This window comes from Dokdonia sp. Dokd-P16, assembly GCF_003095655.1.
Classification (GTDB): Bacteria; Bacteroidota; Bacteroidia; order Flavobacteriales; family Flavobacteriaceae; genus Dokdonia.
Genome location: NZ_CP029151.1, coordinates 3,377,998 through 3,391,463, shown reverse-complemented (window position 1 = coordinate 3,391,463; position 13,466 = coordinate 3,377,998). Strand labels below are relative to the sequence as shown.

At 37.7% G+C, this 13,466-nt stretch carries 12 protein-coding genes; 2 read left to right on the top strand and 10 right to left on the bottom strand.

Annotation, left to right across the window (positions count from 1 at the left end):
* Positions 1-3 precede the first annotated feature (3 nt).
* Positions 4-2,439 carry a bifunctional aspartate kinase/homoserine dehydrogenase I gene (gene thrA, locus DCS32_RS15100; RefSeq protein ID WP_108879038.1) on the bottom strand — a complete coding sequence of 812 codons (2,436 nt, stop codon included), beginning with the start codon at positions 2,437-2,439 and terminating at the stop codon, positions 4-6.
* A gap of 390 nt (positions 2,440-2,829) precedes the next feature.
* Between thrA and DCS32_RS15095 the strand changes: the two genes are divergently transcribed.
* Positions 2,830-4,380 carry an NAD(P)H-hydrate dehydratase gene (locus DCS32_RS15095; protein ID WP_108879037.1) on the top strand — a complete coding sequence of 517 codons (1,551 nt, stop codon included), beginning with the start codon at positions 2,830-2,832 and terminating at the stop codon, positions 4,378-4,380.
* Positions 4,381-4,449: 69 nt separating this feature from the next.
* Here the strand turns inward: DCS32_RS15095 and DCS32_RS15090 are convergent, their stop codons facing one another.
* The 9 genes from DCS32_RS15090 to DCS32_RS15050 all read right to left on the bottom strand — a co-directional run bounded on the left by DCS32_RS15090 (position 4,450) and on the right by DCS32_RS15050 (position 13,010).
* Complete coding sequence (locus DCS32_RS15090; RefSeq protein ID WP_108879312.1) at positions 4,450-5,010, bottom strand: type 1 periplasmic binding fold superfamily protein; 561 nt, start codon at positions 5,008-5,010, stop codon at positions 4,450-4,452.
* 37 nt (positions 5,011-5,047) lie between these two features.
* On the bottom strand, positions 5,048-7,444 hold the full coding sequence (locus tag DCS32_RS15085) for a TonB-dependent receptor (protein ID WP_108879036.1): 2,397 nt from the start codon (positions 7,442-7,444) through the stop codon (positions 5,048-5,050).
* A gap of 42 nt (positions 7,445-7,486) precedes the next feature.
* Complete coding sequence (locus DCS32_RS15080) at positions 7,487-7,813, bottom strand: hypothetical protein (RefSeq protein WP_108879035.1); 327 nt, start codon at positions 7,811-7,813, stop codon at positions 7,487-7,489.
* On the bottom strand, positions 7,810-8,325 hold the full coding sequence (locus DCS32_RS15075) for a DUF6787 family protein (RefSeq protein ID WP_108879034.1): 516 nt from the start codon (positions 8,323-8,325) through the stop codon (positions 7,810-7,812). The genes DCS32_RS15080 and DCS32_RS15075 overlap by 4 nt, the downstream gene beginning before the upstream one ends.
* Positions 8,326-8,343: 18 nt before the next feature.
* The gene (locus tag DCS32_RS15070; RefSeq protein WP_108879311.1) at positions 8,344-8,751 is read right to left on the bottom strand and encodes a DUF6146 family protein; all 408 of its coding nucleotides are present in this window, start codon (positions 8,749-8,751) and stop codon (positions 8,344-8,346) included.
* A 205-nt stretch (positions 8,752-8,956) separates the two neighbouring features.
* On the bottom strand, positions 8,957-9,592 hold the full coding sequence (locus DCS32_RS15065; protein ID WP_108879310.1) for a DUF937 domain-containing protein: 636 nt from the start codon (positions 9,590-9,592) through the stop codon (positions 8,957-8,959).
* A 189-nt stretch (positions 9,593-9,781) separates the two neighbouring features.
* Positions 9,782-10,732 carry a D-2-hydroxyacid dehydrogenase gene (locus DCS32_RS15060; protein WP_108879033.1) on the bottom strand — a complete coding sequence of 317 codons (951 nt, stop codon included), beginning with the start codon at positions 10,730-10,732 and terminating at the stop codon, positions 9,782-9,784.
* A 50-nt stretch (positions 10,733-10,782) separates the two neighbouring features.
* Positions 10,783-11,847 carry a 3-phosphoserine/phosphohydroxythreonine transaminase gene (gene serC / locus DCS32_RS15055; RefSeq protein ID WP_108879032.1) on the bottom strand — a complete coding sequence of 355 codons (1,065 nt, stop codon included), beginning with the start codon at positions 11,845-11,847 and terminating at the stop codon, positions 10,783-10,785.
* 83 nt (positions 11,848-11,930) lie between these two features.
* A complete protein-coding gene (locus DCS32_RS15050) occupies positions 11,931-13,010 on the bottom strand; it encodes an acyl-CoA reductase (protein ID WP_108879031.1) in 1,080 nt (359 codons plus the stop codon).
* Positions 13,011-13,071: 61 nt separating this feature from the next.
* Here DCS32_RS15050 and DCS32_RS15045 point away from each other — a divergent pair, with 61 nt between their 5' ends.
* Positions 13,072-13,425 carry a 4Fe-4S dicluster domain-containing protein gene (locus tag DCS32_RS15045; RefSeq protein WP_108879030.1) on the top strand — a complete coding sequence of 118 codons (354 nt, stop codon included), beginning with the start codon at positions 13,072-13,074 and terminating at the stop codon, positions 13,423-13,425.
* Positions 13,426-13,466: the final 41 nt, after the last annotated feature.

Below are 13,466 nucleotides of genomic sequence, written 5' to 3'. Positions count from 1 at the left end.
TTATTATCTAAGTCTTATTATATCACTAAAGAGTCCGCTGGCGGTAACATCACCACCTGCACCTGCACCTTTTACAATGAGCGGCTGCTCTGGGTAGCGTGCCGTGTAAAATAAGACAATATTGTCAGACCCTTCAAGGTTGTAAAACGGACTATCTGCACCTACAGACTGTAAGCCTACACTTGCTTTACCATTGTCCAACTGTGCTACATATTTAAGGCGTTTACCTGCTGCTGTAGCGTCGGCAACTAGTTTTTCAAAGTGTGCTGCATCTTCTTTAAGTGTTTCAAAGAAGTGAGGAACGTCTGTGCTTTCCAAGTTATTTGCTGTAAGAAATGGTGTGTTCACAATATCTTCTAGCTCTAATTCAAGTCCGCTTTCTCTTGCGAGTATTAGGATTTTACGAGCTACATCTACACCACTCAAATCAATACGAGGATCTGGCTCTGTATAGCCTTCTTCTTTGGCTTGCTGTACCACATCATAAAAACTACCACCACTTTTAAAGTTATTAAAAACAAAGTTTAGACTTCCAGAAAGTACAGCTTGTACTTTAGTAATACTATCACCAGACGCAATAAGATTTTGTAAGGTATCTATGATAGGTAAACCAGCGCCTACATTGGTTTCAAACTTAAAGGGAGCATTATATTTTCTGCTCAATCGTTTAAGATTTGCGTAATATTCTTGTTTTCCAGCAGCGGCAATTTTATTACATGCAACTACTGCGATGCTATTTCTCAAGTATTCTTCATATGCCATTGCCACAGGTTCATTTGCAGTAATATCTACAAAAACCGAGTTGCGCTGGTTGAGAGCAATTACGTTTTCGCGAAAGCGTACAATATCTGCCTTTTCACCTTGAGCAAGCGCCTCTTCCCAATTATCTAAATCAATAGCTTGTTCTGAGACGAGCATCGTTCTACTATTAGAAAGTCCTAGTACTCTGATGTTAAGGTTAAGGTGGTCTTTTAAATATTTTTTCTGACTGTTAATCTGATCTAGAAGTTTTGCTCCCACATTTCCTACACCAGTAATAAAGAGGTTGATTTGCTTTCTGTTTCCTTCAAAGAAGACTTCGTGCAAGCTGTTAAGCGCTTTCTTTACATCTTTCTCGGCAATTACTGCAGAGATATTTTTCTCACTCGCTCCTTGTGCAATGGCGCGTATATTTACGTTGTTTTTGCCAAGTGTAGAGAACATTTTTCCAGAAATACCTTGATGACTTTTCATAGATTCTCCTACGAGTGCAATAATGGCAAGAGAAGTCTCAACAATCACCGGGTCAATCTTACGTAGAGATAATTCGTATGCAAATTCTGTTTCAATCGCAGTCTTAGCTCTTAAAGCGTCTGCTTCCATAACACCTATACAAATGCTATGTTCGCTCGATGCTTGGGTAATGAGTATCACATTAACCTGCTGTAAAGAGAGTACTTCAAAAAGGCGTTTTGAAATTCCAGAAATACCCACCATTCCTGCGCCTTCTAGCGTGAGTAGTGCAACATCACTTATATGAGAAATTCCCTTGATAGGGTTTCCATTACTTCCTTCTTGCTCTCCTATACGAGTTCCAGCTTCATCTGGAGCCATCGTATTTTTTATGTAAATAGGAATGTTTTTACTAAGCGCAGGGACAATAGTAGGAGGGTAGAGCACCTTTGCTCCAAAATGCGATAACTCCATCGCCTCGTGATATGATATGTCACGTATAGGTTTTGCCTGTTTTACAAGCTTCGGATTTGCAGAGAACATCCCACTCACATCTGTCCATATTTCTAGTTGGTCAACCTCTAGCGCAGCTGCAATAATAGCCGCAGTAAAGTCTGAGCCGCCGCGGCCTAGCGTACTTGTTTCTCCCGTAGCAGTGCTTGCGATGAATCCTCCTAGGATGGTAATGTTTTGTGACGCTTTCGCGAAAAATTCCTTGATATTTTCATTAGTGCGATCATACAATACACTGGCTTTGGTATGAGTGCCATCGGTAATGATAAGTTGTCTACTGTCTTTTAATGTGGCTTCAATCCCTTGATGGTTGAAGGCTGCCGTTATGATACGACTACTTGTAAGTTCACCAAAAGCAGCGAGCTTGTCTAGTGTTTTAGGAGAAAGCTCGTTGATTAAGAAAATACCTTTGAGTAAGTCGTCTAAGTGCGACATAAGCGCACCTATATCAGCCATTACTATGGCATCACCTTCGGTAAGTGCTTTTGCAAAAGCTGTGTATTTTTGGTGTATTTCTAAAAACACATCTTTATAGGTTTCATCTTTTTGAGCAGCAAGCGTTCCGGCTTTTAGTAATAAATCTGTAATCCCACCCACTGCCGAAACAACTACAGCTACTGGATGTGACGCTGCTTGTTTGTTTACAATAGCAATTACTTTTTCTATATTTTTAACACTCCCCACAGAAGTGCCTCCAAATTTTAATACGCGCATAGTATGCAATTTTACATTTTCGCGAAAGCGAAAATGGAATGAATAAACTAATTAATTTGTGTGTGGAAGAGATCCTTGCTCGCGCAAGTAATAGATAGATAATATGTACGACTATAACCCCAACGGGGTAATCGTACCAATAGTAATAGTGGTAATCAAGAAAATCGAAGTGTATTGTGTTGTTCTCATCTTGTTTGTGATATGTTAAATGTAGTACATTTACCTAAGGAGACAAGATGCAACTCCTAGTTTTGAGGATATGACAATTCTAGTCTTACTTCTAGCACGATACTGATAATGTGATAATTTGACGTTTACTTTCGTGAATATTTAATGAATTAAAGAACATTTTTCTTCATGAAGATGAAGAATACACCTAATTATAGCTAAATGAAAATATACAGCGCCAAACAAATTTACGAAGCAGATAAAGCAACCATTGAAAAAGAAGGGATTCCATCTTATAATCTCATGGAACGTGCCGGTGGGTACGTTTATGAGTGGATGAACCAGCGTTTACAAGGGCAGCCGGTGCCTATAAAAGTATTTTGTGGTATAGGTAATAATGGTGGTGATGCACTTGTAATAGCGCGTTTACTCCTTAAGAATGGCTATAATGTAGATACTTATATAGTACACTGTAATGATAAGCGATCTCCAGATTTTTTAAAAGCGTATGATGCCCTCAAGAGCGAAGTAAAAAAATGGCCAGAAATCATTAAAAGTGCCGAAGACTTTCCAGTAATCACTCCACAAGATATTGTGGTAGATGGAATCTTTGGGATAGGCTTAAATAGATGTCCAGATGATTGGGTAAAAGCACTTTTTGTAAAAATCAATGAGTCTAAGGCTTACACACTTTCTATCGATATTCCGTCTGGGATGTACACAGATAGAGGAGCAGATAAAGATGATGTTATAGTACACGCTACGTTTGTACTTAGTTTTATGTCACCAAAACTTGCTTTTTTCTTACCAGAAACAGGTAAGTATATTAATATGTGGGATACCATAGATATAGGACTAGATCCAGAATTTCTAGCAAAAACTCCTACGGATGTAACACTTATATCAAAACCAGAAATCCAACAGATGTACAAGGGAAGATCACAATATTCACATAAGGGAATGTATGGTCATAGCTTAATTATAGGTGGTAGTTTTGGAAAGATGGGTGCAGTGCAACTTGCTAGTAAAGCTGCTTTAAGAGCGGGTAGTGGTCTTGTAACTGCTTATGTACCGCAAATAGGAGTTCCCATATTACAAACGGCACTTCCAGAAGTAATGGTGGAGACCGATAACTATAATGGAAAAGTGTTTGAAGAGATAGATTTTCAAACCGAAGCAAATGCTATTGCAATAGGCCCAGGAATGGGAACCGATGAGAAAACGGTAAGAGCAATGGAGTCTTTCTTAAAAAAGCAAAAACAGCCATTAGTGATAGATGCAGACGCGATTAATATTATCTCAAAGCGACCATCACTTATGGAGCAAGTACCTCCATTATCTATTTTTACGCCACACCCAGGTGAGCTTGAACGTTTAATAGGCAAGTGGGATGACGACTTTGATAAACTAGAGAAAACGGCAAAATTTGCTAAAAATCATAATGTCATCATCGTAATTAAAGGAGCTCATACCATTACTGTTTATGATATGAGACTTTATATAAATACTACTGGAAATCCTGGATTATCTACTGCTGGTACTGGAGATGTACTTACGGGAGTAATTACTGGACATATAGCTCAAGGTTACCACCCCATGGAAGCCGCTATGATGGGAGTTTATTTTCATGGACTTGCAGCAGATGTTGCCGTAAATCAATATGGAATAGAAGGACTTATAGCTGGTGATGTGACAGAGTTTTTGGGAAGAGCGGTGATGAGTCTTTTTGAAAAACCAGAACAGGAAGGTGGAGGAGCACCACCACAGCAATAATTTATAGATATATCAAAAAAAAATGGATAGCGTGTAAACGCTATCCATTTTTTTTATAAAGTAAAAATACTATTCTACTGTAACTGGAAATGTTACTTGAACATCAGTCTCACCACCAGCATCACTTAACGAACCATCGTTAGGCTTATTAGGCTCGTGGCGTAAAGTTACAGTAAGTGTACCTTCACCTGCTGTATCTCCTGTAGTAAAGGTTACAATAGTACCTAGTGGATTACCGTTACCATCAAAATCCTCATAAGTCACAGCAGCGTCAAGACCTGTACTAGGAGTATAGAATACTTGGTGCTCATCAGATTCTTCTACTACTTCTTCGGTGATATCCTCGGCTGGGCTTTCTGTTTCATTCAGAAACTCAATACTACCATTGTAGACAGTACTTACATCTAAGTCACCAGATACTGTTACTGTAGGTGCATTAGGACCATCTCCATCAAGATCTTGTGATCTAAGTACTATTGTTTCTGAGCCAGATTGAAGAGTGAGAGTTACCGTAGTGATTACCTCTTCTTCATTTATAATTTCTGGAATGTCTGCATCATCATCACTAGAACAAGCTGCAAGGCTAATAGCAGTAAGGGCGATAAGTGTGTAATTTCTAAAGTTTTTCATTGTTTGTGTGTTGTTACGCTTTCGCGAAAGCGTAGATTTAATAATTAATTTTAAGTTGTAATAATACATTTCTACCTAGATCATCTGCAAAATAGCGCTGGCGATTTAAGTACTCCCTATAAGAGGTGTCAAATAGATTATTTACCATCAAACCTACATTTAGTTTACTCTTTTCATTTATTGCAAAATCAATAGAGCTTCTAAAGTTGAGTAAATGATAAGCATCGGGAGGTGTACTTATATCTACTAACTCTGTAGTGTTTGTTTCTGGTATAAAAACGTCAAAATTTGTATCTGGAAATTCATTTTGACGAAATACATAGTTACTTTCAAGTGACAGCTTTAAGTTATTTACCTCTGGAATATGGTATGTAATCGTATTACGAGTACTTGCCGAAGGCATATTAATTAAAGCACGGTCTAAAGTTTTATCCTTTCCTTTTACCAGTGAAAACTGGTTAGAAAATTCAAAACGATCTGTTACCTGAACATTGTTATCTATGTCAAAACCTAACAGTCTTGCTTGTGTCTGTCTATACTCCCATACAGGAAAACTACCTCTTATAGTTTGCTGTACGCCTGTAGGCTCTATAAGGATAAAATCCTCAATAAAGTTTGCAAACGGGGCAATAGTAAAACTCCAAGTATCTGTAGATCTTGTAAAATTCAATGAAATTTTATTTGCGACTTCTTGATTAAAACTTAGATCACCTAGTTCTATACGGGCAGCACTCTGGTGTAATCCATCAGAAAATAATTCTGATACATTAGGCGAGCGTGAAGCCAGCGCATAGTTTAAGGAAACTGTAGTCGCATCATTTACCTCATAAGAGGCTCCAGCAGTTGCCGAAAAGTTGTTATACTCAAACTCAGGTTTGACAAAGATTTGATTCTGAAATTCTTCCCGCTCAAACTGAGGGAATTGAACATCATAACCTCGGTCTTCCCATAAGCTTGTTGCATAAAACTTTTCTGCATTGATGCGGTTATAATCAAATCTAGCACCAGCTTCTAAAGTCCATTTACCAAAGTTTTTAGAACCTAACGCATATACACCAAAATCAAAAGCTTGGTAATCTGGGATAAGTCTTCTCACTCCGGTAGACGGATCAGGAAAATGATCTTGATAATTACCAGATACTCCCACTTTTGCAGTGATGGAATTATCTGCCGTATAATCAAAGTCTATTTTCCCTCCAAAAGTTTCTAGTTGTAAATCAATAGAAGGTCTTAAGTCATCACTATCGCGACGTATATCAAACTCTAGTCTGTTGTTGCGCTGGTAATCTACTTGAGCGCTTAATTTTCCAAAGTTATCAAAGCGATAGAATGATTTAAGTTTTGCTATCTGGTGTGTTACTTCTTGTCTAGGGGCCTCAATATCGTATGTAAATGGCTCTACCACAAATGGCTCTTGGCTATTTATTGCAACCGAGAGATCTGCAGCATTACCTACGTGTGATGATCGTAAAATACCAGACTCTTTGTCAAAAATCGAGTAACTACCCTCCACACCGTAACGGTATTTATTAACTCCTAAACGTACAGATATATCTTTCTCTGAAAGTGCTGTATTACTTAATACATAATCTGGTGCTTCTGCATCTCCGAAACGTTTTAAAGTCCCGTTTATGCCTCCGTACCAGCCATTGTTATAAGACTTTATCAATGAAGTTGTAATAGAACCTCCACGACCATTGGTCGCGCCGGTAATAATAGTTCTCCCAAAAATAGTATCTTTTACAGGCACCTGCTCTGGTTCTATAATGATAGTACCACCTATAGCATCACCGCCATATTGTAAACCGGCAGCTCCTTTAATAACAGTTACTTCTCCAGCTGCATTCACATCAATATTTGGAGCATGTTCTACACCCCATTCTTGATCTTGTAAACGCGTACCTTCTGTAATAAGAACAACCCTACTAGAGTGTAGTCCTTGTATTACTGGTTTTACTACAGAGTTACCTGTGTTTAATGAAGTGACACCGCTTAGATTTTTAAGCGCATCACCTAGTGAGGCTGCACTGTTACTTTCTAGAAAATCATGGTTTACAACAGCTTCTGTCGCTGTGCGGCTTTTACTTTTATGAGCATGTGCTACAACTTCGACATCGCCTAGTGACTCTAGGTGATGTTCCATGTTGATATTACGAGTAGTATTGCTGTTTACATCTACTTTTACTATTTGAGTTTCACATGCAGGATGCGACACTTGTAGCGTGTAATTGTTTGCACAAAGTCCTGTAATAACATATTTGCCTAGGCTATCAGTCATCACAGCATCTTCAGACCCGGCAACTATAATAGTTGCACCAGATAATACTTCATTATCATGCAGGTCTATAATATAACCAGATAGGGTATAGGTACACTCTTGTGCTGTACTCGTAATACTCAGCAAGGCAATGCTAAGCCATAAATAAAATTTCATATAAAATTGTTTTGATAATTATTGAATGTAATTCAATAATTATCAAAACGGGGGACCACGATCTGAGGAACTTAAGATGGTAGTTGTGTATGATGTCTGTAATAAAACATCTACTTCTTTTGAGATATGTATGGTGGGTGATTGGTACGCTTTCGCGAAAGCGTAAACTCCAGCTTTTACAATATGTAAATCACCAAGATCACAATCTAGTTTTGATTCATGAACATGCACATCTCCTGTGAATTTACAGGTATCATAATGTTCATGGTCTGCTGTGCTGTGAGAAAAAGAAACTACAGCAGGCAACAAGAAAACAAGCATTGTAAATAATGCTATAAGTCTTATAATAATGGTGTTTTCTTTTTTCAAGCTTTCTTTGGAAATAAAAATCCCAGTCCCATTCTTGAGACCATTTTAGTAGCAAACGCTTTGAAGAACGCATACTGGCCAAATATCCAGCCAAATATCACTAAAAGCACTTGATAAATGGGAAAAATTAACAAGATTCTAACAGGCCAATAAATCCAACCCGTTGTAACATCTTTACTTAAGCCTATAAGATCCATTAAGGGATTAGAAAGACGTCCAGCTGTTGAACCAGTTACAGCAAATGCAAGAAATATGGCTACGAGCTCCCAACGATAAGTAACTCCCCATCTTGAATAGAGCTTTTTAAATAGCCAAAGCGTTATCCATATAATTAAGAATGCTATAGGTAGGCTAAGTAAAATCGTTGCAACGGGTACAGAAGTGTCATATGCCGGCACATAAATAGCTCGAGCTATTAAATATGCCGAAAAAAGAGCCGCTATCAAGCCAAGAATAATATGTATAAATTGCCAGTTTTGAGTGATTTCCCAGCGTTTTTTAAAGTCTTTCATAACGCTGCAAAAATACGATTATCGTAGTTTCTGATTGTTGCGTTCTTGAAAAAATTCAAACCAATTATATAATAGGTAATTAACTTCATAGCCATAATCGGTATTTGAATTGTAATCTATGCGCTGGATATATAGATTTGGATCGTATTGAGAAATATTATTTACTCTATTGTTATACTCAGTAACATAAAATCTGTTTTTATTTTCTAAGAAAAACTGTCCATAAAATCCTCTAGGGCGTTGTGTGACTAGCCATGTATTGAAGCCTGGTTCTATGATAATAATTTCATATTCTAGGCTATCATTTGCAATGCGTACTGTGTCTGATGCATTATCTGCAGTATTGCCTATATCTTTTGTACCACTTGTAGTTGCACAGCCTATTATGGTTGCGGTAAGAATTGCTAAGTAAATTATCTTTTTCATAATCTTAAAGTTAAAGGTTTTACCTGTGATACAGGTTTGTTTTATCGTAGTATTAACGATAGTACTAATTATTAGACCGTGTAAACTTACTAAGCAGTAACCTCTATTTAAACCTATAATGAGCAAGTGAGACGTCTCAATGAGGGAACAAAAAAAGAGTGCCTTTTCAGGCACTCTTTATATATGAATAGGGGTGTTTAATGGATTATTTTCCAAAAAGTCCTCCAAGAAGGCCTCCGATACCACCTTCTTTTTTATTGCTTCCTAGTACCATTCCTGCTACGTCATCTAAGATGCTTCCATCTCCATCTGCATCAAGTAGGGTAGTGATTAAGCTTTGGTTTTCTTGAGGTTGACCACCTAGCATGCTACCTAATAAAGCACTCATACCAGTACCATCACTTACGTTATTTTCTTTAGTTTGCTTTCCTAATACTCCCATAAGGATAGGCGCAGCAACTTTTAAAATTTGAGCTACAGATCCGGCATCTACACCAGACTTACTACTCAATGCATTTTCAACAGCAGGTTGTTTGTTTCCTAAAAGGTGTCCTAAAATTCCAGCACCATCATTTACTACGTCGTCACTAGGTCCTCCGTTACCCATAATGTCTCCAAGTTGGTCTAAGATACCACCACCATGTTTTCCAGATAAAGCGCCCATTAAACCAGCTGCTCCTTCTGGTGTCTGTACGTTTTTCTTCATAGCTCCCATAAGTACTGGAAGTGCCATGCTTAATACCTGCGCAGTTGCACCTTCAGATTGTCCTGATTTTGCACTTGCTCCACTAATAAGAGATTTTCCTATATCACTATTTAATAAATCTAATAATCCTGCCATCTTTGTTATTTTTTTAATGTTTACAAGAGTCAAGGTACAAAATATTATAAGTTCTAAAATTGCTGACATAAAAAAACCACCCGTTTGGATGGTTTTTTTAGAATCTTGTCGATTATAAACAGTTTTGAGACGATAAACAGTAAATTTTACATCAAATGTTCGAGTTTACTGCATTTATAAAAGGTGCTGTTATTTAAGGATTTTGATGATTTGCTCTGCTAGTTCTGTACCTATACGATCTTGAGCTCCACCAGTCGCAGCTCCAATGTGTGGAGTTAAACTTACTTTAGGATTCATAAGTACTTGTACCGCTGGAGTAGGTTCATTTTCAAAAACGTCTAAACCTGCAAATGAAAGTTTGTTGCTATCTAAAGCAGCTACAAGTGCTACTTCATCTATAACTCCACCTCTTGCAGCGTTTACTAGTGCAGCGCCATCTTTCATAAGATCAAACTCTGCTTTACCTATTACATAGTCCTTTTGTGCAGGAACATGAAGTGTTATAAAATCTGCAGATTTTAAAACTTCCTCTTTTGATACAGAAGTAAGATCAAACGTTACTGACTGTCCGTCAAAGAAAGGAACAGTAACTGTCGCTTTTTCTGTAAAGGGATCATGAAAGATAACTTTCATTCCCACTCCCAAAGCAATTTTTGCAGTTTCTTGACCTATACGTCCAAAACCAATTACACCTAGTGTTTTACCACGTAGCTCTGTTCCTTTTGCGTAAGCTTTCTTTAATCCTTTAAATTTTGTGTCACCTTCAAGTGGCATGTTACGGTTAGAATCAAATAAGAAACGAACTCCATTAAACAAGTGAGCAAATACGAGCTCTGCCACAGATGCAGACGATGCTGCAGGTGTATTAATTACATGGAGTCCCTTATCTCTGGCATATTGCACATCAATATTATCCATTCCTACGCCGCCACGTCCTATGATTTTTATGGATGGACAAGCGTCAATAAGTTCCTTACGTACTGTGGTAGCACTTCTTACTAAAATAACATCAATCTGTTTTTCATTAATGTAGTTTTCCAGTTGGTCCTGAGCAACATTTGTTGTAATTACTTCAAATCCTCCAGCTGTAAGAGCGTCTACTCCCGTTTGTGATATTCCGTCGTTTGCTAATACTTTCATCGTAAATGCTATTATATGCGGTTTAATATTGTTGTTTTGTCCTTGTGGATCTAAGCTTTTCTTTCAAGTTCGCTCATTACGTCTACTAGTACACCTACGCTATCCATAGATAAAGCATTATACATAGAAGCTCTGTAGCCGCCTACACTTCTGTGCCCATTTAGACCATTGATTCCTGCTTCTTTCCACATAGCATCAAAGGCATCTTTAAGATCACCATCTGTAAGTGAGAAGGTGGCGTTCATGGTAGAACGATCTTCCTTGGCAGCAAACCCTTTGAATAGTGGATTAAGTTCTATCTCACTATAAAGTAGTGTTGCCTTTTTATTATTGATTTCTTCAATCGCTTTTATGCCACCTTGTTCTTTCAACCAGCGCATAGTAAGCATTGAGATATATACTGCATATACAGGAGGCGTATTAAACATACTTCCTTTGCTTATGTGCGTTTGATAATCCAGCATAGATGGAATCTTGCGAGTCACCTTACCAAGAATATCTTCTCTTACTACAATAAGTGTAGTTCCTGCTGGTCCCATATTTTTCTGAGCACCTGCATAGATTAAGTCAAATTGATTAAAATCAATCTCTCTAGAAAAGATGTCACTACTCATATCACATATAAGAGGACAATCTACCTCTGGAAAATGCTTTATTTGTGTCCCAAAAATGGTGTTGTTACTCGTGAGGTGTAGATAGTCTAAGTTTTCTGGAAGTATAAATCCTTTAGGGATGTAATTGAAATTTGCCTCTTTACTAGATGCAACCTCAGCAACTTCTCCAAAAAGTTTAGCTTCCTTAATAGCCTTATCACTCCAAGTTCCAGTATTTATATAACCAGCCTTAGTTTCTAGCAGATTATAAGCGACCATTAAAAATTGCATACTCGCTCCACCTTGTAAAAAAAGTGCTTTATAGCCTTTGCCTTCTAAGCCTAGTAATTCTAGTGCTAGATTTCTAGCCTCGTCCATTACATCTACAAAATCTTTACTTCTGTGGGAAATCTCTAGAATAGAAAGTCCAGAATCATTAAAGTCTAATATAGCCTGTGATGCTTCTTTAAAAACATCCTGAGGTAATATACAAGGTCCTGCGCTAAAGTTGTGCTTCTTCATGGTGTGCGTTTTTATGCGTTTTGTGCTTTACAAAGATGCCCAAATCGTTAGAAAAACCCACAGATAAATTGATAAAATATTGGCTATAATGTTGTCAAAAATGTAATAGTATCAACCCCATCTGCATAATCATAAAGCTCAGGTTTCTGAGTTTTTCCAATAGGAGTGAGCTCTTTAAACTTTCCTTTTAGTGCTGTATTCCCTACAACACATTGAATACGATCTTTATCTATTTCAAGCTTTTCGACTAGGCTTTCTAGAGACTCATATTTCTCATAAAATAAAGTCGCGATAGGTGAGCCGTAGCTTCCATCTTCCTTAAGCATTAAGAAACCATTCTCTAAGAGTTCAAAAAGGCTCATTAGATATACCGCCTTGTTGTAATCATAATTATTGGCATATTTTGCACCATTCATAATATCACTCCAGTGATAAATAGCTTTAAAAAAGGCATCAAAATTGTAATCTTGTGGTACATATAATTTTGATACATTACGGCATCCTAAACCGTAATACCTAAATATATCTTCACCTAGTGCAACAAGTTCATCTTCTGTTTCATTACCAGTAAGTACGGCAACAGAATTTCTGTTTTTACGGATGATGTTAGGCTTTTTACCAAAATAATATTCAAAATATCTTGCCGTGTTGTCGCTTCCAGTCGCAATTACAGCATCGTATGCCGGTAATTTATCTTCGGTGAAGCTTATGGTTTCTTTAAAAGCAGGCGCTACATATTCTAGATATTTGGCGAGAAAGGGTAGGAGATGCCTATCATTTGACGATTGTTTTCCTACAAATTTATGCCCAGCAATTAATACACACATAAAGTCATGAAACCCTACTAATGGAATATTACCTGCCATGATTACGGCAACGGTTTGTTGTGATTGCGCTTTCGCGAAAGCGGTATCATAACCATCAAGCCACTCCGTAAGTTTTTCTTGAGTAAGTGATTGTGCCCAGCCCTCTAGTGCAAATAGTATATTTTCTTTAGTAAACCAGCCGTTATTTTCACTGGCTAATTTAAATTGATGCTGCATTCCGTCAAAGAAGAGATCGTTATGTAATACTCCCTCTTTCTGGGTAATGGAGTCACGTGTAAACTGACTTAAAAATTTTCCTAGCTCAATAAAAGCGTTAATTCGTAGTTGAAGCGTCATAGGTTTTGGCAAATCGGTGTCTAGGCGTTATTTTTGTGCAAAGTTACCCAAAAAGAAAACTATGGCAATTATCATAACAGACGAATGTATAAACTGTGGAGCTTGCGAGCCTGAGTGTCCTAACACTGCCATTTATGAAGGTGCAGATGACTGGCGCTATGCAGATGGAACAGACCTAGAAGGAAATGTGATCTTACCTAACGGTAAAGAAGTAGATGCAAATGAAGCACAACAACCTGTGAGTGATGAGATTTATTATATCATTCCAGATAAGTGTACGGAGTGTAAAGGTTTTCATGACGAGCCACAATGTGCTGCAGTATGTCCAGTAGATTGCTGTGTACCGGATGATGAGCATGTAGAAACAGAAGAGGTATTACTTGCAAAACAATCTTTTATGCATAAAGATGCGTAAGCAGTATACTTTATAAAACAACAAAGCCATCCTGACGGGAT